Annotated in this window: 17 protein-coding genes; 8 read left to right on the forward strand and 9 right to left on the reverse strand. The window is 62.1% G+C overall.

Annotated elements, in window-relative coordinates; translation table 11 throughout:
* Window positions 1-99: 99 nt before the first annotated feature.
* Window positions 100-2,064 (reverse strand): acetoacetate--CoA ligase, encoded by a 1,965-nt coding sequence (locus tag X727_RS154515; protein WP_023834053.1) that lies wholly within the window; start codon window positions 2,062-2,064, stop codon window positions 100-102.
* 363 nt (window positions 2,065-2,427) lie between these two features.
* Between X727_RS154515 and X727_RS154510 the strand changes: the two genes are divergently transcribed.
* Entirely contained in the window at window positions 2,428-4,281 is a 1,854-nt protein-coding gene (locus tag X727_RS154510; protein WP_023753890.1) for an AsmA family protein, read from the forward strand.
* Window positions 4,282-4,323: 42 nt separating this feature from the next.
* Here X727_RS154510 and X727_RS154505 read toward each other — a convergent pair whose 3' ends face one another.
* The 7 genes from X727_RS154505 to X727_RS154475 form a co-directional block, all read right to left on the reverse strand.
* Window positions 4,324-5,142 (reverse strand): ABC transporter permease subunit, encoded by an 819-nt coding sequence (locus tag X727_RS154505; protein ID WP_023669326.1) that lies wholly within the window; start codon window positions 5,140-5,142, stop codon window positions 4,324-4,326.
* Window positions 5,139-6,104 (reverse strand): ABC transporter permease subunit, encoded by a 966-nt coding sequence (locus X727_RS154500; protein WP_027049422.1) that lies wholly within the window; start codon window positions 6,102-6,104, stop codon window positions 5,139-5,141. The genes X727_RS154505 and X727_RS154500 overlap by 4 nt, the downstream gene beginning before the upstream one ends.
* Window positions 6,105-6,113: 9 nt before the next feature.
* Window positions 6,114-7,253: an ABC transporter ATP-binding protein gene (locus X727_RS154495; RefSeq protein WP_023729070.1), complete on the reverse strand. Its 1,140-nt coding sequence runs from the start codon at window positions 7,251-7,253 to the stop codon at window positions 6,114-6,116.
* 82 nt (window positions 7,254-7,335) lie between these two features.
* Window positions 7,336-8,433, reverse strand: coding sequence for a polyamine ABC transporter substrate-binding protein (locus tag X727_RS154490; protein WP_023669323.1), 1,098 nt, complete (start codon window positions 8,431-8,433; stop codon window positions 7,336-7,338).
* A gap of 426 nt (window positions 8,434-8,859) precedes the next feature.
* Window positions 8,860-9,813 (reverse strand): DMT family transporter, encoded by a 954-nt coding sequence (locus X727_RS154485; RefSeq protein WP_023689324.1) that lies wholly within the window; start codon window positions 9,811-9,813, stop codon window positions 8,860-8,862.
* A 160-nt stretch (window positions 9,814-9,973) separates the two neighbouring features.
* Window positions 9,974-10,873 carry a DUF2167 domain-containing protein gene (locus tag X727_RS154480; RefSeq protein WP_031204129.1) on the reverse strand — a complete coding sequence of 300 codons (900 nt, stop codon included), beginning with the start codon at window positions 10,871-10,873 and terminating at the stop codon, window positions 9,974-9,976.
* A gap of 149 nt (window positions 10,874-11,022) precedes the next feature.
* On the reverse strand, window positions 11,023-12,450 hold the full coding sequence (locus tag X727_RS154475; protein ID WP_023815096.1) for a helix-turn-helix domain-containing protein: 1,428 nt from the start codon (window positions 12,448-12,450) through the stop codon (window positions 11,023-11,025).
* 249 nt (window positions 12,451-12,699) lie between these two features.
* On the opposite strand from X727_RS154475, the gene aceA reads away from it, so the two are divergent.
* The 3 genes from aceA (at window position 12,700) to X727_RS154460 (ending at window position 15,022) form a co-directional block, all read left to right on the forward strand.
* A complete protein-coding gene (aceA, locus tag X727_RS154470) occupies window positions 12,700-13,989 on the forward strand; it encodes an isocitrate lyase (RefSeq protein WP_023806622.1) in 1,290 nt (429 codons plus the stop codon).
* A 52-nt stretch (window positions 13,990-14,041) separates the two neighbouring features.
* The gene (locus X727_RS154465; protein WP_023669318.1) at window positions 14,042-14,284 is read left to right on the forward strand and encodes a hypothetical protein; all 243 of its coding nucleotides are present in this window, start codon (window positions 14,042-14,044) and stop codon (window positions 14,282-14,284) included.
* A gap of 276 nt (window positions 14,285-14,560) precedes the next feature.
* Window positions 14,561-15,022, forward strand: coding sequence for a response regulator (locus tag X727_RS154460; protein ID WP_023751977.1), 462 nt, complete (start codon window positions 14,561-14,563; stop codon window positions 15,020-15,022).
* Between the two features lie 29 nt (window positions 15,023-15,051).
* Here X727_RS154460 and X727_RS154455 read toward each other — a convergent pair whose 3' ends face one another.
* A complete protein-coding gene (locus X727_RS154455) occupies window positions 15,052-15,753 on the reverse strand; it encodes an HAD family hydrolase (RefSeq protein ID WP_031196692.1) in 702 nt (233 codons plus the stop codon).
* A gap of 86 nt (window positions 15,754-15,839) precedes the next feature.
* On the opposite strand from X727_RS154455, the gene X727_RS154450 reads away from it, so the two are divergent.
* The 4 genes from X727_RS154450 (at window position 15,840) to X727_RS154440 (ending at window position 20,579) form a co-directional block, all read left to right on the forward strand.
* The gene (locus tag X727_RS154450; protein WP_155923548.1) at window positions 15,840-16,655 is read left to right on the forward strand and encodes a class I SAM-dependent methyltransferase; all 816 of its coding nucleotides are present in this window, start codon (window positions 15,840-15,842) and stop codon (window positions 16,653-16,655) included.
* A 2-nt stretch (window positions 16,656-16,657) separates the two neighbouring features.
* Window positions 16,658-17,626 carry an ATP-grasp fold amidoligase family protein gene (locus X727_RS1000000165535; RefSeq protein WP_050588078.1) on the forward strand — a complete coding sequence of 323 codons (969 nt, stop codon included), beginning with the start codon at window positions 16,658-16,660 and terminating at the stop codon, window positions 17,624-17,626.
* 102 nt (window positions 17,627-17,728) lie between these two features.
* A complete protein-coding gene (locus tag X727_RS154445) occupies window positions 17,729-19,165 on the forward strand; it encodes a glutamine synthetase family protein (protein WP_023834055.1) in 1,437 nt (478 codons plus the stop codon).
* A 127-nt stretch (window positions 19,166-19,292) separates the two neighbouring features.
* Window positions 19,293-20,579 carry an FAD-binding oxidoreductase gene (locus X727_RS154440; RefSeq protein ID WP_023711780.1) on the forward strand — a complete coding sequence of 429 codons (1,287 nt, stop codon included), beginning with the start codon at window positions 19,293-19,295 and terminating at the stop codon, window positions 20,577-20,579.
* Window positions 20,580-20,655 lie beyond the last annotated feature (76 nt).

The following is a 20,655-nucleotide window of genomic DNA, read 5'->3' on the forward strand; positions in this document are numbered from 1 at the left end:
ACAACTCCTTACCGGCCGTCCAAAAAATTTACGAATGTGTACCACTCATGAAATCTAGGTAAATTCGACCGACATATCTGGTTAACCATCCCGGCCGCGTCACTCAGCCAGCTGCGGCAGGTTCCTGAACAGCTCCAGCGCCTCTGGATTGGCCAACGCTTCCTTGTTCTTGATGGCGCGGCCATGCACCACGTCGCGCACTGCAAGCTCGGTGATCTTGCCCGATTTGGTGCGCGGAATGTCGCTGACGGCGACGATCCTTGCCGGCACGTGGCGCGGGCTGGCGCCGCTGCGGATCTTGGAACGAATGCGCTTTTCCAGATCCTCGTCCAGCGTCACGCCGGCGGCCAGCCGCACGAACAGCACGACGCGCACGTCATTGTCGAAATCCTGGCCGATGCACAGCGCCTCAAGGATTTCCGGCATCTGTTCGACCTGATTGTAGATCTCCGCCGTGCCGATGCGCACACCGCCCGGATTGAGCGTCGCGTCGGAACGGCCGTGGATGATCATGCCGCCATGCGCGGTCCATTCGGCGAAGTCGCCGTGGCACCAGACATTGTCGAAGCGCTCGAAATAGGCCGCATGGTATTTCTTGCCCTCAGGATCGTTCCAGAAGCCGATCGGCATCGACGGAAACGCCTTGGTGCAGACCAGCTCACCCTTTTGCTCGCGGATCGGCTTGCCGTCATCGTCCCATACATCGACAGCAAGGCCGAGGCCGGGACCCTGGATCTCGCCGGTCCAGACCGGTTGCGTCGGTACGCCGAGCACGAAACAGGAGACGATGTCGGTGCCGCCGGAAACCGAGGCCAGATGCACGTCCTTCTTGATGCCGTCAAAGACGAAGCGGAAATCCTCCGGCGACAACGGTGAGCCGGTCGAGGAAATCGCCCGCACACTCGACAGATCATGGCTGCGGATAGGCTTGAGCCCGGCCTTGCGTACGGAATCGATGAATTTGGCCGAGGTGCCGAAAAAGGTCATCTTCTCGGCATCGGCGAAGCTGAACAGCACATTGCCGTCGGGGTGGAAGGGTGAGCCGTCATAGAGCAGCAGCGTGGCGCCCGAGGCCAGGCCCGACACCAGCCAGTTCCACATCATCCAGCCGCAGGTGGTGAAGTAGAAGAAGCGGTCGCCTTCGACGAGCCCGGCATGCAGCCGGTGTTCCTTGACGTGCTGGACCAGCGTGCCGCCGGCCGAATGGACGATGCATTTGGGAATGCCGGTGGTACCTGACGAGAACAGGATGTAGAGCGGATGCGCGAACGGCAGCCGCTCGAACGTGACCGCTTTGGCGGTAAAGGGTGACAGCGCCTCTTCGAGCGCCACGGCCTTGTCGATGATCGCTGCGATATCGCGCGAGGTACCGAGATAGTCGACGATCAGGACCTTGCGGACGGTTTCGAGCTTCGCCGCAACGGCAGCGATCTTGTCGGCTACCTCGATTGCCTTGCCATTGTACCAATAGCCGTCCGGCGCAATGAATATGACCGGCTCGATCTGGCCGAAACGGTCGAGCACGCCCTGCTCGCCGAAATCGGGGGAACAGGACGACCAGACCGCGCCGATGGAGGCGGCCGCCAGCATGGCGGCGACGGTTTCCGGCATGTTGGGCATCATCGCCGCGATGCGGTCGCCCTTTTTCACCTTGAGCGACAGGAAAAGCTGCTGAAAGCGCGAGGTCAGTTGGTGCAGTTCGCTCCACGACAGCCGCCGCTCGATCTTGTCCTCGCCGCGAAAGACGATCGCGTCACCGGAACCGGTCTTCTTCAGCAGGTTCTCGGCGAAGTTCAGTGTCGCATCGGGAAAGAACGATGCGCCGGGCATCTTGTCGCCATCGACGAGCACCGTCCCATCGGTCCCTTTGTCGCCGACAATGCCGCAAAAGTCCCACAGCAGGCTCCAGAAGCCTTCGCGATCCTCGACCGACCAGCGGTGCAGTTCGGCGTAGGAAGCGAAGGATGTGCCGCTTTTGGCCGCTGCTGCCTTCATGAAGGCGGTCAGTGGTGCTGCGTCGATCTGGTCTTGCGTCGGGGTCCAGAGCGGTGCTTCGGCAGCCATGATCGATCCTCCTTGAAGCCCGTCGCGTCGCAAGATAGATATGCTTTTGTTTTGATGCACGTCGTTGTCCCGGAACCGCTGCACTCTTCCGGGCGACATGCACTAGCCTCAGCTTTACAGGCGTCGCTGCCCCAAAAACGCCGCGCCTCGTAGCAGGCTGAAGCTGCATCGCTTATGCCTACCACCGTGCGGCAGAGCAAGATTTTGTTCCGCTAAACTCGGCCATATGTGCGCAATTGCCATCGCCGGGCCATAAAGACTTGAAATGCCTCAGCCCTAAGTCGTAGTGACGGCTGGAAGGCGTGGTGACGACTGGCGGTTACACCCGTCAGGCGTTATCGGAATGAAAGCAACCGGGGCAATATGCCATCACCTTTGATCCGGCGCGGAATATGGGCGATCGGCGTTGCCGTGCTCGTCATCGCGCTGGTCGTCGCCGCTCTGCCGCTGTTTGCCTCGACCCGGATCGTGCGCGATCGCATCGCCTGGGAAATGAGCGCGTGGAGCGGTTTCAGGGTCACCATCGCCGGTTCGCCGCGCATCGAGGTGTGGCCGAAGTTCCGCGCCATACTGAGCGACGTCACGCTGTCGCAGTGGACCGAGACCGACGCGCCGCCGGTGATCGAGGCCGAACGGGTCGAGGTCGACCTTTCGGCCATGGCGGCGCTGCAGGGCGATGTGGTGTTTTCGACGGCGCGGCTGGTGCGGCCGACGATCCGGGTCCAGCGCGCCGCAAACGGCATATTCCTGCCCGCCATACCAACGGGCGGACGCATCACCCGCTCCATCGACACGGCGCGCGGCGTGGTCAACGCCGATCCGACGAAGCCGGATCTGAGCAAGCTGCCCGCCGATCCGTTCGGCACCGTGGAATTCAGGGACGGCCGCATGGTCGCCTCCGTCGGCGGCAAGGACGTCGAATTGCTGACCAGCCTGTCCGGCCAGGCGAGCTGGGCAGCGATGAACAGCAACGCGACCTTGTCGGCGACCGGAATCTGGCGCGGCGAGAGCGTCACCGTCGATGCCGCCTCGCCCAAGCCGCTGGTGCTGTTTGCCGGCGGCGCCGCACCGGTCACGTTTTCGTTCAAGGCAGCGCCGGCCAGCTTCTCGTTCGACGGCACGGCCAGCATGTCGCAAAACGCCTATTTCGATGGCCAGGCGAAATTCGCCGCGCCCTCGCTGCGGCGCGTGCTGGAATGGTCGCAGGCCGGCATTGCTCCTGGTACGGCGATCGGTTCGGTCTCGATTTCGAGCAAGATCACGGCGACCGCCGGCCGCGTCAAATTCGAAAACACCGCGGTGACGCTCGACAACAACCCGGGAATGGGGGCGCTGGATTTTTCGTTCGGCGACGCCTTGCCGGTGATATCAGGCACACTCGCCTTCGACACGCTCGACCTCAGGTCGCTGTTTTCGGCCTTCACGCCGCTGGCGCCGACCGGCGAGACCGGTCCCGGCGAAATCGACACCAGCTTCGCCGACCGGATCAATCTCGATCTGAGGCTGTCAGCGGCGCATGCCTCGGCCGGCGCAATCCAGCTTGCCGACGTCGCCGCCACGGCGCAGGTGAAGAACGGGCTTGCCGTCTTCGATATCTCCGATGCGTCGGCCTTTGGCGGCAACGTGCAAAGCAGCCTGCGTTTCGACCGTAAACCGGAGGGCTCGCAGGTCGAGATCCGGCTGCTCGCCTCCGACATTGACGGCGCCGCTTTCGGCACCGCGGCCGGAATGACGCGGCTGGTGCCGGCCAGCACCGGCACTGTCTCGGTCATTCTCAAAGGGCCGGGCAAATCCTGGGACTCGATCTTCGAGAACGCCGACGGCTCGGTCTCTGCGACGTTCGGGCCGGGCGCGCTGAGCGGGCTCAATTTGCCGGCATTTCTGAAGCACACGGAACAGGGCGGCTTCTTCGCGCTCGACGACGTCTCGGACGGGACACTGCCGATGGACGGCGCCGAGCTCAAGGCCACCATCTCGAAGGGTGTGGCAAGGCTGGACAAGGCCGAGGCCAATTCGGCGAAATACAAGGTCTGGCTGTCCGGCATCGCCTCTTACGGCGGACGCGGGCTGGCGCTTTCGGGGGGTGTCACCCAGGCCGACCCGGCAGCGGCACCGGTCAATGGCCAGCAGGGATCCAACCAGTCGTCATTCTTCGTCGGCGGCACCTGGAGCACGCCGTTCATCTCGCCGATCAGCCGCGGCGTCTCAGGCGAATAGGCGGACCCTTACCGGGACCGCCCTATCCCTCGTTTGACGCAATCAACCGCGCTGCGCGGCCTGTTCGTCGAGCTGGCGTTGCACCTCACGCCGCTTGTTGGCGACCGAAGCGATGATGACGCCTACCGCCACGACGGCGATCAGGATGGTGCAGGCGGCGTTGATTTCCGGCGTCACGCCGAGACGCACCTGGCTGTAGATCTTCATCGGCAGCGTGGTGGCGCCAGGCCCGGAGGTGAAGGAGGCGATGACCAGGTCGTCAAGCGACAGGGTGAAGGCCAGCATCCAGCCGGAGACGATGGCCGGCATGATGACCGGCAGCGTGATCTGAAAGAAGGTCTTTACCGGCGTTGCGCCGAGGTCCAAGGCAGCTTCTTCCAGCGAACGATCGAACGACACCAGGCGCGACTGCACGACGACAGCCACGAAGCACATGGTCAAGGTGATGTGAGCAAGCGTCACGGTCAGGAAGCCACGGTCGAGACCGACGGCAACGAACAGCAGCAACAGCGACAGGCCGGTGATGACTTCCGGCATGACCAGCGGCGCAAACACCATGCCGGAAAACAGGATGCGGCCGCGGAAGCGGGTGTAGCGGGTCAAGGTCAGTGCTGCCAGCGTGCCGAGCACGGTTGCCACAGTGGCGGAGATGACACCCACACGCGCGGTCACCCAGGTGGCGTCCATCAGCCCCTGATTGTGGAACAGCGAGGCATACCATTTGGTCGAGAAGCCGCCCCAGACGGTGACCAGCTTCGACTCGTTGAAGGAGAAGACGATGAGCAGCACGATCGGCAGATAGAGAAAGGCAAAGCCCAGCACGACCGAGGTGACGTTGAAGCGGCTCCAGGTGGCGTTCATTTGTCCTGCTCCTGGGCGCGTGCCTGGGCCTGCTGGAAGAGCATGATCGGCACGATCAGGAGCAGCAGCAGGATGACGGCGACGGCCGACGACACCGGCCAGTCACGGTTGGCGAAGAATTCATTCCACAAGGTCTTGCCGATCATCAGCGTCTGCGAGCCGCCGAGCAGATCGGGAATGACGAACTCGCCAACCGCTGGAATGAACACCAGCAGGCAGCCGGCGATGACCCCGGGCAGCGACAGCGGGAACGTGATCTTCCAGAAGGCTGATGTCGGCGGGCAGCCGAGATCCTTTGCCGCCTCGATCAGCGAGTAATCCATCTTTTCCAGCGACGAATAGAGCGGCAGCACCATGAATGGCAGGTAGGAATAGACGATGCCGATGAAGATCGCCGTGTAAGTGTTGAGGATGATCAGTGGCTGATTGATGATGTGCAGCGACAACAGCAGCTGATTGAGCAGACCCTCGGGCTTGAGGATGCCGATCCAGGCATAGACGCGGATCAGGAACGACGTCCAGAACGGCAGGATAACCAGCATCAGCAAGGTCGGACGGATCGTCGCCGGCGCGCGGGCCATGCCGTAGGCGATCGGGAAGCCGACGAGCAAGGTCAGGATCGTCGAGACAGCAGCGATGATAACACTGGTCACGTAGGCTTTGAAGTAAAGCGCGTCCTGCGTTAGCCAGACATAATTGTCGACGCTGAGTTCGCGGAAGCGGACAAAGAACCCGGACATGCCGTCCCTGAAATCGAGCGCCGGCGTGTAGGGCGGCATGGCGATCGCCGACTGCGACAGCGAAATCTTGAAGACGATGATGAACGGGATGAAGAAGAAGAACAGCAGCCAGAGATAAGGCACGATGATGACGAGCCGGCTGACAAAGCCGGCACCGAGCCGCATCAGGAACGGTTTGGCCGCGGCCGATGGACCGGCGTCGGTGAGTGCAATGTTGGACATGGCCGCCCCCTACCGTGTCAGCACGACGCCGGCATCCGGCCGGAAGGAGACCCAGGCGCGGTCGTTCCAGGTCAGCGGGTCCTCGGTGACTCGCGCCGCGTTGAGCGCGCTTGCCCTGATGATCTGCCCGTCATCCAGCCGGATGTGGTAGACGGTCATGTCGCCGAGATAGGCAACGTCGTAGACCTCGCCCTCAAGCGCATTGACGGCGTCGGCCGGTTTCGTCGACGACACCTTGATCTTCTCCGGCCTGATGGCGAAGACGATGTCGGAACCGGCCTTTGTATCGGTGCTGTTTTCGACGACGATCTGGGCCCCTGTCGCGCCGGTGATGCGCGTGGTGTTTGCCGCACGCTCGGCGACCTTGCCCTCGAACATGTTCACATTGCCGACGAAGTGGGCAACGAAGCGCGAACTGGGGGCTTCATAGACTTCCGCCGGCGTCGCCACCTGCATCACCTCGCCCTTGTCGATGATGGCGATGCGGTCGGCCATGGTCATCGCCTCTTCCTGGTCGTGGGTGACGACGACGAAAGTGAGCCCGAGATTTTGCTGCAGGTCCATCAGCTCGAACTGCGTTTCCTCGCGCAGCTTCTTGTCGAGCGCGCCGAGCGGTTCGTCGAGCAGCAGCACTTTCGGCCGCTTGGCGACCGAGCGGGCGAGTGCGACGCGCTGGCGCTGCCCGCCGGAGAGCTGGTGCGGCTTGCGCTTGGCGAACTGCTCGAGCTTGACCAGCTTCAGCATCTCGGCGACGCGCTTTTCGATATCCGGTCCCGGCATGCCTTCCTGCTTGAGGCCGAAGGCAATGTTCTTTTCCACCGTCATATGCGGGAACAGCGCATAGGACTGGAACATCATGTTGACCGGGCGGCGATAGGGCGGGATGCCGCGCAAATCCTGGCCGTCGAGAAGGATACGGCCGGCGGTCGGCTCCTCAAAGCCGGCAAGCATCCTGAGCAAAGTCGACTTTCCGCAACCGGACGCGCCGAGCAGGGCGAAGAACTCGCGCTCGAAAATGGTCAGCGATAGATTGTTGACGGCTGTGAAGTCACCGAACTTCTTGGTGACGTTCTCGAACTGAATGTATGGCTTGGCATTCGGATCAGTCCAAGGCGCAAAATCCCTGCGGATGCTGCCAAGCGATTTCATGTCCCACTCCGTCCTGTTTTTTTGCTTCTTGCCCCAGAGAAGAATGGTCCCGGCAGATGACTGCCGGGACCAGTCGCGTTGCTTACTGGCCGGTGACGATCTTGGTCCAGCTGCGCGTGATCAGGCGCTGGGTCTTGGGATCGTAGGGCTGGACCGTATAGAGTTTCTTCAGGGTCTCGGCGTCCGGATAGACAGCCGGGTCATCCAACAGTGCCTTGTCGACGAACTGCTGCGAAGCCTTGTTGCCGTTGGCGTACAGCACATAGTTGGACGACTTGGCGATCACTTCCGGCTTCATCATGTAGTTGAGAAATTCGAGTGCCTCGGCGGCATGCGGCGCATCGGCGGGAATCGCCATCTGGTCGAACCACATCTGGGCGCCTTCCTTGGGCACGGAATAGCCGATCTCGACGCCTTGCTTGGCCTCGACCGCGCGGTTGCGCGCCTGGAAGACGTCACCCGACCAGCCGACCGCCAGGCAGATGTCGCCGTTGGCGAGCGCGTTGATGTATTCGGACGAATGGAATTTGCGGATATACGGCCGCACCTTCAGCAACGTCTCCTCGGCCTTGGCGATGTCGTCAGGTGAGGTGCTGTTCGGATCGAGGCCGAGATATTTGAGCGCCGCCGGGATGATGTCGGCCGGCGAGTCCAGCACATAGACGCCGCAGTCCTTCAGCTTGGCCAGGCTGTCGGGATTGAAGAAAACATCCCAGCTGTCGATCTTGTCGGTGCCGAGTGCAGCCTGCACCTTCTTGATGTTGTAGCCGATGCCGACCGTGCCCCACATGTAGTTGATCGAATATTCGTTGCCCGGATCGTATTTGGCGGTGCGCTCCGAAACCGTGTCCCACATGTTGGAAATGTTGGGCAGCTTCGACTTGTCGAGCTTCTGGAACACGCCGGCCTGGATCTGGCGGGCCAGGAAGTTGCCGCTGGGCACGACGACGTCATAGCCGCTGCCGCCGGCAAGCAGCTTGGTTTCGAGGATTTCATTGGAATCGAAGGTGTCGTAGACGACCTTGATGCCGGTTTCCTTGGTGAAGTCGTCAATGATCGAACTGTCGATGTAATCCGACCAGTTGAAGACGTTGACGACGCGGTCCTCGGCATGGCCGCCGACGGCGAAAAGCGTCAGAAATGCCGAGGTTGCCGAAAGCCAGAGCGCTTTGCGGATCATGCTGTTCTCCTTTGATGAGTGTTCCTTCGCCAAGTCGTCGCTGTTCGAGCGCGATTGGGCATTTGCTTCAGAGTATTGAGCTTTCCGGGCAGCCACAAGCATGAACTGCCGGCGCCATCCGGGCGGTTCGACGAGCGGCAGATGATGGCTCTGTGTGCCCGCATGGCGGGCGCGCTGACGCCGTCAGAGGCTTTCGCCGCGGCGCGGGCAGGGATACGACGCTGTGGTCCGGTCTTGGTCCGACCGGCGGGGACACTTGGCAAGATAAGCCTGTCTTGTTGTTGCCTTGCCCCCAGCCTGCCCGTGCCGCAGCAAGGTTGTCAATGGCCCGCGCGGGGAAGCTCGGTCAATAGGGCGTGCGGCTTCGCTAATTGGGGAAAGGCGGGCGTAATTAGGGAAGACGGGCTCAACCAAGGGAAAGGCGGGTCAATTAGGGGATGGCAGGCCGGTGGTCCCCGGCCGTGCAGGTCTCGCCTGGCGCTTGAATTCAAGCGCGATATGGACGAGCAGCGCGGCGACCACCACCGCGCCGCCGATGATGGTGCGCACCGAGGGCACCTCGCCATGAACGAGCCAGACCCAGATCGGTCCGAGGATCGGCTCGAACGTGCCGAGGAGTGCTGCGATCGCCGCCGGAACCAGCCTCGCGCCGGTGGCGAAGAAGGCAAGGCCCAGGCCGAGATTGATGACGCCGAAGGCAAACAGGAAAGCCATGTCGTGGGCCGACGTGGCAAACTGCGTGGCTTGCGATGCGGCGAAAGCCGCTGCCAGCATCGTGCCGAGGCACGTCGCCGGCGTCATGCGCACATGGGCGAAGCGCCGGGTGATGACGGTGGCAATCGAGAACATGACGGCGATCAGCAGCGACAGCCCGTCGCCGATGGGCGATACGGCGCCGTCGAGCGATTCCGACACCATGATGGCGACGCCGGCGATGACGGCGGCGATCGCCACCCAGGTCGCGACGGCGACGCGTTCGCGAAACAGCACCCAGGCAAGCAATGCCGCCAGCAGCGGCACACCGGCCTGCATCAACAGGATATTGGCAACGGTGGTGTAGGCGAGCGCGACAACGAAGCACGTCGACGCCGTGGCGAAACAGACGGCCACGGCAAGGCCGGGCAGGCCCATGTCGCGAAACAGCCGCAACATGCCGCGCCAGCCGTCGCGCCAGGCCATGAAGCAAATCAGGAACACAGCCGCCCACAGCGAGCGCCAGAACACCACCGTCCAACTGTCAGCGGTGTCGATGAAGCGGGCGATGGTGCCGCCAAAGCTCCACATCAGCGCCGACAGGAACACCAGCAGCAAGCCGACCCGCTCTTCGCGCGGCGAGACGATCGGCGATGCGGCGATTGGAGAAGATGCGGTATCGGTCATGGGGCGCGACTGTCGGCTATCTCGGGGCGGCATGATGCACAATGGACGACAGAAACGTGCCGCATTCTCTAGCGCATAGGCTACCGCCGGAGGTGATCCAGCCCGGCATTCCCTTTGGCGCACCGCCAACCGGCAGCCATACGGGCAAACACCGCCGTTTCTAGGACGTGCCCTTGTTGCCGCGGATAAAGCGCCAAAGACCGGCCAACGGTACCAGCAGCAGAATGCCGAACTTTTTCAGGGCGATGAGCGCGACCGCAATCAGGCCGGCCTTTGCCGCGAGTTTTCCGGCGATGAGGCCGCCAATGCCAACCGCGGCGACCGTGTCGGTGCCTGGCAGAAAATCGGTGTATTTCTTGCCGGTGTTGAAGTCCGCCACGCCCAGCACTTCGTCCAGGCTCTGCTTGATCTCCGGCAATTGTTCAACCGTAGCGATGTAGCTCATCACGAAGACGCCTTCCCGGCCGAGGAAACGGACGTCGTAATTGAGCGTGTGGACGGTATCGTCTCCGAACTGCAGTTCCTTGGCCCAGTGCAGCCGCTTGTGGACGAAATCATAGACCGGCGGCGAGGCCCAGCCGATCAGCTTGATCGGGGGAAAGCCGTCCTTCACCCGCTGATCGTTGGCCGACAATGTGTCCGCCTGCATGCTGCTCAGCAATTCGGTGTAGTCGATGGATGCGGCGTCGGCGTCATCGACATGGCCGATCTTTTCATAGCGCAATTCGATGCCCCAACCGTTGCCGGCGATGGGCTCGTACTTGGCCGGGAAGATCATGCCGATTGCTTCGGACGCGGTATCAGGCGGATTGCCCCAGGCCTCGGTCAGGACGGACGTCGCGTCCTTCTTGCCCAGAAAATAGAACTTGTCCTTGAGATCGAGATGGATGCCTTCGGGAAGGTCGACCGCGCCGGTCTTTGGATCGATTTTGTCCAGGAATGCCTTGCCGTCGTCACTATACTGTTGATAGTCCTTGAAGAATTCCGAGGATTTTTCTGCCAGAACAGGCCCCGCCAAAAGGGCAAGCGCCACGCCAAGCCACAAAGCTTTCCTGTTCATAAGCCGTCCCCCCTTGGCTGCCCTGCAGCTCACCTTCGATAGCGCAGCGCCGATGCTTAATCAATATTTGGTTCTGCGATGGTTCGGGCCGCGCTCTATTGCTTAGCGCAAACAGCTGCGGTCTTCCGCGACCTCCTGCCCGAGAAGCATCACTGGAAATCGAAGGCGCTCAGGCCCGTCGCCATCTCGTCCAGGCCCAGCGGACGGGTCACCGGCGGCTCGGCGCGGGCGAGGCAGCCGATGCGTTCGCACAGCCGGCAAGCGGGACCGACCGGCGTGGCGGCGCCCTGTCCGGCCTTTGCCGGCAGCCCGGCGCCATAGACGATCTCGTCGCGAAAGCCGATATCGCAGCCCAACAGCAGCGCGGTGCGGCGCGGGCGCTCGGAGAACGAACCCTGCGGCCCCTCGAGCGTGCGTGCGATGCAGAGGAACTCGGCGCCGTCGGGCATTTCCACCGCCTCGACCAGTATCTGGCCAGGCGAAGCGAAAGCGGCATGGACCGGCAGTTTCGGGCAGCCGCCGCCAAAGCGGCTTTGCGGAAAGCCCTGGCCGCCGGCCTTGCGGAAGCGGTTGCCGGCATTGTCGACCTCGAGCATGAAGAACGGCACTCCGGACAAGCCAGGGCGCTGCAGCATGGTCAGGCGGTTCGCCGCCTGTTCGAAGGAGACGCCGAAACGCGAGCGCAGCACATCGATGTCGTAACGAGCCCGCACGGCGGCGGCATGAAATGCCTGATAGGGCATCATCAAGGCATTGGCGGCGTAGCGGCCGAACTCGAAGCGGGCGAGCCGACGGGCTTCGTCCGTACCGAGCTTCAGCGTCTGAATTTCGCCGGCGACAGCGACCGTCATGCGGATCAGGCAGGCCTCCATGGCGACTTCGCGCAACTGGTCGAACGGCGACAGCCGCTCCGATAGAAAAAGACGCTGCGAATGACGGTCATAACGGCGGCGCCAGTTCGGCATGGTGGCGACCGGCAGCACCTTGACGACGATGCCATACTCGCGCTTCAGCCACGCCTTCAGCGCGCCGAACAGATCGTCGCCGGGGTCGAGCACCGAGGTGAAGGCCTCGGCCTCCTCCTCGAGTGCTGCAAAATGGTTCGGCCGGCGCTCGAAAATCTCGTGCACTTCGTCGATCGGCAGCCGCGCACCGGACAGCGCCGTGGCGCGGCCCTCGCGCGCCAGAAGCTCGTTGAGATCGGACAGCCGCTCGGCCTGCTCGCGGTAAGCGCGAAACAGTTTTATCATCGCAGCCGATGCGTTGGGGGCGGCCTCGGCCAGTTCGATCAGTTCCTGGTCGCTCGGCAGCTCACCGGCAAGCAGCGGGTCGCCGAACACTTCCTTCAAGGCCGAGATCGACCCTCTCGCCTCACCCTGCAATTCATGCGGGTCGACCTTGTAGACAGAGGCCAGCTTCAGGATCAGCTGCACCGTCAGCGGCCGCTGGTTGCGCTCGATCAGGTTGAGATAGGACGGCGAGATGCCGAGCCCCTCGGCCATCGCCGTCTGGGTCAGGCCTTTGGCGATGCGGATGCGGCGGATGCGCGGCCCGGCGAATATCTTCTGGTCGGCCATCGGCTTTCCTTGACAGGAATTTACACGACTTGCGAGCGATGAACGGCGCACCATCTTTTTACAATCATGACAGATTTACAGCGTCAAGCAGTCACACACAACACAGGTTTTCTCTTATTTTCCACCGGAAATAGCGGTTTCCCTCGCTCTCGTCGCGGCGCAATGTAAATGATGTCACACACAGACGACGCACACTATCCCAGGGCGCGGCGTTTCAAGACACTGGCATCGATTGATCTGGAGTGACCAATGACTGATTTTTACAATCTTGTCCCATCCGCGCCCGAAGGCCGCTTCGACAGCATCGAACGAGCCTATTCGCCGGACGATGTGAAGCGGCTGCGCGGGTCGGTCCAGATACGCCAGAGTCTTGCCGAAATGGGCGCCAACCGGCTGTGGAAGCTCATCCACGAGGAAGACTTCGTCAATGCACTCGGCGCCATGTCGGGCAACCAGGCGATGCAGCAGGTGCGTGCCGGGCTGAAGGCAATCTATCTCTCGGGCTGGCAGGTCGCCGCCGACGCCAACACCGCGTCGGCCATGTATCCGGACCAGTCGCTCTATCCCGCCAATGCGGCTCCCGAACTGGTCAAGCGCATCAACCGCACGCTGCAGCGCGCCGATCAGATCGAGACCTCGGAAGGCAACGGCCTGTCGGTCGACACATGGTTCGCGCCGATCGTCGCCGATGCCGAGGCCGGCTTCGGCGGACCGCTCAACGCCTTCGAGATCATGAAGGCGTTCATCGAGGCGGGCGCTGCCGGCGTCCACTATGAGGACCAGCTGGCCTCTGAGAAGAAGTGCGGCCATCTCGGCGGCAAAGTGCTGATCCCGACCGCCGCGCATATCCGCAACCTCAACGCGGCGCGTCTGGCGGCCGACGTGATGGGCACGCCGACGCTAGTCGTGGCACGCACCGATGCGGAAGCGGCAAAGCTTCTGACCTCCGACATTGACGAGCGCGACCAGCCTTTCGTCGACTACGATGCCGGCCGCACGGCTGAAGGCTTCTACCAGGTCAGGAACGGCATCGAACCGTGCATCGCGCGCGCCGTTGCCTATGCGCCGCATGCCGACCTGATCTGGTGCGAAACATCCAAGCCCGATCTGGCGCAGGCCAAGAAATTCGCCGAAGGCGTGCGCAGGCATCATCCGGGCAAGCTGCTCGCCTATAATTGCTCGCCGTCGTTCAACTGGAAGAAGAACCTCGACGACGCGACGATCGCCAAGTTCCAGCGCGAGCTCGGCGCCATGGGCTACAAGTTCCAGTTCATCACGTTGGCCGGGTTCCACCAGCTCAACTTCGGCATGTTCGAGCTGGCCCGCGGCTACAAGGCGCGGCAGATGGCCGCCTATTCCGAGCTGCAGGAAGCCGAGTTCGCGGCCGAAGTCCACGGCTACACCGCGACCAAGCACCAGCGCGAGGTCGGCACCGGCTATTTCGACGCCGTCTCAATGGCGATCAGCGGCGGCCAGTCCTCGACCGCCGCCATGCATGAATCGACTGAGCACGCCCAGTTCAAGCCGGCAGCGGAATGAACCGATCGACATAACCAACAGAGGAAACGCCCGAAGGGCAAGGGAGAAGAAAATGGCATCCATAAGCCGCGTCAAGGAACGTGCAGAAGAGCAGTCCACCACGATGAGTGTCGACCAACAGGCGACCATCCGCATGCTGGCCAACGACCTGCACCGGCTCAATCAATCGGTGATGAAGGCAGTGGAGGCCGGCGTCTCGGTGGAACTGGTGCGCTCGGCCCGGCATCATGGCGGCGACGGCAATTGGGGCGACCTGCTGATCCCGGTGATCGTCACGCAGAAGAGTCACGGCTGATCTTCCCTAACGGAAGCTTTGTGCTTGTGGAACCTATGGGCCCCGCCGCTCACTGGCCGATTTCAACGTCACCCGCGGGTTTTCAGCGCGGGTGACTTTCGCTTTTGAGCGTAAACTTAACTACAGTTCGAAAACAGACCTTGTCTCCGGGTTTTAATATTTCCGGCTATATTTCGCAGGTCCGTCATTTCAGCTTGACATGGCGGGCGATCTCACGCCAATTGGCTCTCGGATTTCGACCCTGCATTGAAGCAGCGCCGAGTGCCCGCCCCGCCCATGTGCCCTGTGAACCGCGAGACCGACACCGCCAAACATCTGAATTCGTCAAGCAGGGATGCGAACTCCGAGATATCAACGGATTTCTCCCACGTGCTGGTCGTTGGAAAATCGCCGATCAACCGGGTGGTGGTGTCGAAGATCGTCGAGAAGTCCGGACTGAAGCCGATCTCCGAGTCGCCCGAAATGGCGGCCAAGACATTGCGAACCCTCATTCCGGGCGCCGTCGTTCTCGATGGCGGCCCCGACAACGAGGACTGCCGCGCGCTGATTGCGGCCATCGACGCCTTGCGGCGGACATCTGGGCGGTCGCTCCCCAAGGTGATCCTGCTTTCAACCAAGACCGGCACGCCCGACAGCCTGGGTCTGTCGAGCGTGGTCGATGTGGTGGTAACCAAGCCGATCACCACCGAAAGGCTGCAGCCGGTGGTCGACCGGCTGATCAGTCTCGGGCGCGGCTGATCGCAATCCGCCCGAACGCGTGCGGGCGGTCAGCCTTCCTTGCCGATGCTCTCGATCAAAGCCGGCAGTTCGCCAAGATCTACAAGCTGACGAAAACGCGGTGCCTCGACCGGCGGCTCGACGTGTTCGAGCACCCAGGTCAGCTCGTGCGGCACATACACACCCCAGCTGCCGGCCTCGATGGCCGGCACCACGTCCGACTTGAGCGAATTGCCGACCATCATGCTGGTCTGCGGGCTGCCGTGACGGCCAAAGATCCTGGCATAGGTGGCGGCGCTCTTGTCGCTGACGATCTCGACGGCATCGAACAGGTCGCCAAGGCCGGACGCCGCCAGCTTGCGCTCCTGGTCGAACAGATCGCCCTTGGTGATCAGCACCAGATGGTAGGCGCCGGCGAGCTTTTCGACTGTCTCGCGCGCATGCGGCAGCGCCTCGACAGGATGGCCGAGCATGTCCCGGCCGGCGGCAAGGATTTCGGCGATCGTCGAGGCCGGCACACGGCCCTCGGTCACTTCTATCGCCGTTTCGATCATCGACAAGGTAAAGCCCTTGATGCCGAAGCCGTAGACGGCAAGGTTGCGCTTCTCGGCCTCCAGCAGCCGTGCCGAAATGTGCTCGGCCTCGCCATGGTCGGCGAGCAGGGTTGCAAAATGCTTCTCGGTCAGGCGGAAGAACTGTTCGTTCTGCCATAGGGTATCGTCGGCGTCGAAGCCGATAGTGGTCAGGGGCATGGTCGACTGTCCCGTTCAAGTGAAGGCAATGATGTAGACGTTGTCGCCGCACACTGCTAGCTACGGCAAGGGAATGGTGGGAAGCAATGCCGGAATTGGGCGCCTGGAAGCGTGAACTGGAGCAAATTGTGGGCTCCTTGCCAGGGCGTACTCCGACTGAACTCATAAATGCCATCCGAGATCTTGGCATCGCCATGGGACACGATACCGGCGAGGCGTTGCTTGAAAACTACCCGGAGATCCTTTCGTACCGACCGGCGCTGACCGCCGCATTCGGCAAGATGGTGCAGGAGCAAGATACCGCCGAGATCAGGCACATGCTGGATCAGGATCTGAGCGGTCCGGCATCCTTCGGGCAGATCGCAGCGGGAAAAACAAGCATCGGCGTGCTGTCATCCAGGGATGCGTATAATCGCCTGAACGAAGTCTTCGATCACGTCGATTTCGGCAGCTGCTGCCGCGCTGTCATGGTCGGCTGCGGAGGGCGTCCGTTTACGATGTTCCGCATACACGACCAGACTGTCGTCCCCGAAATCATCGGTCTCGATATTGTGCCTGAAGCGGTCGAAACGGCAAACAGGCTTGCGGCCAAGCTCGGCTATGTGCGGATGCGGGCCGAGCTTTGCGACGGCCGCGACTATGACTATGGCGAGGCGCAGGTCGTTTACGTCGCCAGCATGGTATCGCCCAAGGCAGCGGTGGTTTCTCGCATAGCCGATACCGCGCCTCAAGGTGTGCAGATCGTCTTGTGGGAGCCGGTCTCGCTTGGCAGGCTGTGGGCGGAAAGCGTAGAAAGAACGCTTGATCCCCGGCTTGCGGTTACCGGCCGCACGAGCATCCATCGAAATATGACGCGGGACGTGTTCGTTGCACGCGGGAGTGTTCCCAGGCCAGCAAGCTGATCATGCCAGGGCTGCGGATGAGCGACCGCGTGCTGCTTACCCTGGTACAGGCATGGTGCCTTGTCCGCCATCCGATGATTTGCGCCCGCACCTTCAATCATAGCGGCGTGCTGCCCGATCCGGCAAGGCCCGCTTCCTATGCAGACAAGTTCCTGTGGCGCAAGATTTTCGACCACAATCCCTTCTTCACCACGGCTTGCGACAAGCTCGCCTCGAAAGCCTACGCTCTGTCCACCTGTCCAGAACTCAAGACCGCTGCGGTTCTGTGGTCCGGATATGACGCGGCAGAACTTCCGGCGGAGCTGCTCACCGGCAATGTCATGGTGAAGGCCAATCATGGCTGCCGCTGGAACATGATGGTCCGCAACGGTGAGGTAGACAGAGCTAGGCTGCGCCGGCGTACGGCACGCTGGATGCGCCACCGCTACGGCAGGAAGCTCGGCGAATGGGGCTACAAGCACGCCAGCAGGCGCATCCTCGTGGAAGAGATGCTCCTCGAGGACGGTCAGCCCGTTGCTTTGGAGTACAAATTCCACGTGTCTAACGGGACGACGGCCTATGTCTATGCCGCGCGTCGGGATGAGCACGGCAACGAACAGAAATGTCATTTCGACCGTGACGGAACCTACGCGCCGCCACCGCCAGGCAGCGGCCCCCAGTGGGTCCGGATCGACCTGCCGGCATCCTTCCCGCGCATGCTTGCCATCGCCGAGCGGCTGACCGCGCCGTTCGATCACATGCGATGCGATTTCTACGAAATCGAAGGCGCGATCTTCTTTTCCGAATTCTCGGTCTATCCGCTATCCGGCAAAGGCATCATCAACACAAGGCTCAGGGATCTGTGCGCAGACAGCTGGAACCTCAGCCAATCCTGGTTCCTGACCGCGCCGCAAAGCGGATGGCGCAGGCGCTATGCCGGTGCCTTGCGCAGATGGCTGGGCGCAAATGCGCCGCCCGGCAAGGCCGTCTGACATAGGCCGTTCAGCCTCGTTGCCGCACCTATCGGGCCGGCTCCCCTTCCCTTCCATCACCGGCAACGGCTATACTCCCAAATCCGCAACCCAAACTGGTGAATGATGCCGCCTGCGAAAAAGGAAGTCCGTCCGTCGACCCGCGGAGGACGCGTCCGAACGCCTGCCTTCGTGAAAAATCAACGCGGCGTGAAGAACTGGAAGGAAGTCAGCGCTTGGCTGGAATGGCGCGGCATCGAAGACATAGAATGCATCACGCCTGATCAGGCTGGCGTCGCGCGCGGCAAGATGATGCCTTCGAAGAAATTCACTTCCAACACCTCGCTGGCGCTGCCATCGGCAGTGTTCATGACGACGATTTCGGGCGGCTATCCCGAGGATGGCAACGGTTTCCACTATCCGGAGGATGATGGCGACCTAAAGCTGATGCCGGATCTGTCGACGTTGACCGTCGTGCCGTGGGAAGAAGACCCGACGGCCGCCGTCATCTGCGACCTCGTCCATCAGGATGGCCGTTCGGTCGAGTTCACGCCGCGCAACGTCCTGAAGCGCGTGGTAGCAGCCTATGACAAGCGCGGGCTGAAGCCGGTGGTGGCGCCCGAGATCGAATTCTATCTGGTGCGCAAGAACCCCGACCCGGATTATCCGCTGACCCCACCCGTCGGGCGTTCCGGACGGGCAATCGGCGGCGGCGCCGGCTATTCGATCGCCGGCGTCAACGAGTTCGACGAACTGATCGACGACATCTACCATTTCTCCGAAAGCCAGGGCCTGGAGATCGACACGCTGATCCACGAGGAAGGCGCCGGCCAGCTCGAGATCAATCTGCGTCACGGCGATCCGGTCGAGCTCGCCGACCAGGTGTTCATGTTCAAACGCACCATTCGCGAGGCAGCGCTGAAGCATGAGATCTATGCCACCTTCATGGCCAAGCCGATCCAGGGCCAGCCAGGTTCTGCCATGCACATCCACCAGTCGATCATCGACAAGAAGACCAGGCTGAATATCTTTTCGGGGAAGGACGGCTCGGAAACCGACGACTTCTTCCATTTCATCGGCGGCATGCAGAAGCATGTGCCGAACGCGCTGGTGATGTTTGCCCCTTACGTCAATTCCTACCGCCGGCTGACGCAGTCGGCCTCGGCGCCGGTCAACAACAAATGGGGCTATGACAACCGCACCACGGCGTTCCGCGTGCCGCGCTCGGATCCGGCGGCGCGGCGTGTCGAAAACCGCATCCCGTCTTCCGACGCCAACCCCTATCTGGCGCTGGCGGCCTCACTTGCCTGCGGGCTGATCGGCATCACCAACAAGATCAAGGCCGAGCCTCCGGTGCTGACCACCGCAAACGCCGATGAGATCGACCTGCCACGCGGCCTGCTCGAAGCCGTCGATCTTTTCGAAGGCGACGAGGAACTATGCGCTCTTCTGGGCAAGTCCTTCGCCGCAACCTATGCAGCGATCAAGCGGGCGGAGTTCGAGACCTTCATGGAAGTGATCAGCCCGTGGGAGCGGGAGTATCTGTTGCTCAACGTGTGAGCGGCGACTTCGTCGTGTGAATGGTGAATAGTGAATGGTGAGTAGTTTCATATTGGATGGATGAGCGCAGACGTCGTGCGTCTCGCAGCCATTCACCATTCACCATTCACCATTGGCTGGTGTCCCCATGCCTTACCAATCACCTATCTCCCCCGGTCGCTCCTGGTACGAAGACACAGCCGGACCACGCCCTGAGTACCCTGCCCTGGACGGCGACCGCAGCTGCGACGTCGTCGTCGTCGGCGGTGGCTTCACCGGGCTGTCGGCGGCCGCTCATTTGGCGAAGGCGGGAGCCCACGTCGTTCTGATCGAGGCGCATCGCTTCGGCGACGGCGCTTCAGGGCGCAATGGCGGCCAGCTCGGCACGGGCCAGCGCGCCTGGGCCGAAGAGATGGAGGCCGAATACGGCTTCTCCCGCGCCAAGGCGCTGTTCGACCTTGCCGAGGAGGCGAAAGCGCACCTGCTCGAATTCGCCGCCGTCAACCAGATCGACATCGACTATATGCCCGGCCAGTTGTCCGTGGCGCACAAGCCGCGTTATCTCGACGACTACAAGGCGCATGCCGAGATCATGGCGGGCCGCTTCAATTATCCGCACATCGCCTTCATGGATGCCAGGGAAACGGCCGAACGGCTGGGCTCCACACGCTACTTCGGCGGCACCCGCGACACCGGCACCGGACACATCCACCCGATGAAGCTGGTGATCGGCACGGCAAAGGTGGCGGCAGCGGCCGGCGCGCACCTGTTCGAGCAGACACTATCGACCGGTGTTACCTCCAGCGGCGGCAAGGTCAGGGTGACGACTTCGAGAGGAACCATCACCGCCCAGAAATGCCTGATCGGTGTAAATGCCTATGGCGGCACGCTCGAGCCGGTGAGTGCCGCGCACATCATGCCCATCGGTTCCTTCATCGGCGCGACGGTGCCGCTGGGCGTCGATTCGAAAGTGCTGCCGGGCGGCGAGGCGGTCGACGATTCGCGTTTCGTCGTGCGTTATTTCCGCAAATCCAGGGATGGAAGGCTGCTGTTCGGCGGGCGCGAGGTCTATGGCGTCAACGATCCGAAGGACATCCATGTCCATATCCGCCGGCAGATAGCCGAGCTTTATCCGGAGCTGAGCGATGTCGAGATCACCCATGGCTGGGGCGGCTATGTCGGCATTACCATGCCCAGGAAACCGTTCGTGCGCGAGGTGATGCCCAATGTGATCTCGGCCGGAGGCTATTCCGGCCACGGCGTGATGCTGTCGAACTTCTTCGGCAAGCTCTATGCCCAGACCGTCGCCGGCAACCGCGACAGACTGAAGCTGATCGAGGACCTGAACATCCCGGCTTTTCCCGGTGGCCGGCGCTTTAGAACACCATTATTGTTCCTGGCACTGAACTGGTTTGCCCTGAGGGACCGAATATAGGGACAGTATCTCATATCAGCCGGGGCTGGTACTGAGCCGATTCTATTGAGCTGTTGGTTGCCGCAACGAGACGTTG

The sequence above is a fragment of the Mesorhizobium sp. L103C105A0 genome (assembly GCF_000502215.1).
GTDB lineage: Bacteria > Pseudomonadota > Alphaproteobacteria > Rhizobiales > Rhizobiaceae > Mesorhizobium.

Bases quoted from the DNA above. Each gene is read 5' to 3' on its own strand.
- X727_RS154480 (WP_031204129.1), bottom strand. From the start codon at position 10,873: ATGAACAGGAAAGCTTTGTGGCTTGGCGTGGCGCTTGCCCTTTTGGCG.
- X727_RS154500 (WP_027049422.1), bottom strand. From the start codon at position 6,104: ATGTCCAACATTGCACTCACCGACGCCGGTCCATCGGCCGCGGCCAAA.
- X727_RS154475 (WP_023815096.1), bottom strand. From the start codon at position 12,450: ATGGCCGACCAGAAGATATTCGCCGGGCCGCGCATCCGCCGCATCCGC.
- X727_RS154485 (WP_023689324.1), bottom strand. From the start codon at position 9,813: ATGACCGATACCGCATCTTCTCCAATCGCCGCATCGCCGATCGTCTCG.
- X727_RS154455 (WP_031196692.1), bottom strand. From the start codon at position 15,753: ATGCCCCTGACCACTATCGGCTTCGACGCCGACGATACCCTATGGCAG.
- X727_RS154510 (WP_023753890.1), top strand. From the start codon at position 2,428: ATGCCATCACCTTTGATCCGGCGCGGAATATGGGCGATCGGCGTTGCC.
- X727_RS154505 (WP_023669326.1), bottom strand. From the start codon at position 5,142: ATGAACGCCACCTGGAGCCGCTTCAACGTCACCTCGGTCGTGCTGGGC.
- X727_RS154490 (WP_023669323.1), bottom strand. From the start codon at position 8,433: ATGATCCGCAAAGCGCTCTGGCTTTCGGCAACCTCGGCATTTCTGACG.
- X727_RS154440 (WP_023711780.1), top strand. From the start codon at position 19,293: ATGCCTTACCAATCACCTATCTCCCCCGGTCGCTCCTGGTACGAAGAC.
- X727_RS154465 (WP_023669318.1), top strand. From the start codon at position 14,042: ATGGCATCCATAAGCCGCGTCAAGGAACGTGCAGAAGAGCAGTCCACC.
- aceA (WP_023806622.1), top strand. From the start codon at position 12,700: ATGACTGATTTTTACAATCTTGTCCCATCCGCGCCCGAAGGCCGCTTC.
- X727_RS154460 (WP_023751977.1), top strand. From the start codon at position 14,561: ATGTGCCCTGTGAACCGCGAGACCGACACCGCCAAACATCTGAATTCG.
- X727_RS1000000165535 (WP_050588078.1), top strand. From the start codon at position 16,658: ATGCCAGGGCTGCGGATGAGCGACCGCGTGCTGCTTACCCTGGTACAG.
- X727_RS154450 (WP_155923548.1), top strand. From the start codon at position 15,840: ATGCCGGAATTGGGCGCCTGGAAGCGTGAACTGGAGCAAATTGTGGGC.
- X727_RS154515 (WP_023834053.1), bottom strand. From the start codon at position 2,064: ATGGCTGCCGAAGCACCGCTCTGGACCCCGACGCAAGACCAGATCGAC.
- X727_RS154495 (WP_023729070.1), bottom strand. From the start codon at position 7,253: ATGAAATCGCTTGGCAGCATCCGCAGGGATTTTGCGCCTTGGACTGAT.
- X727_RS154445 (WP_023834055.1), top strand. From the start codon at position 17,729: ATGATGCCGCCTGCGAAAAAGGAAGTCCGTCCGTCGACCCGCGGAGGA.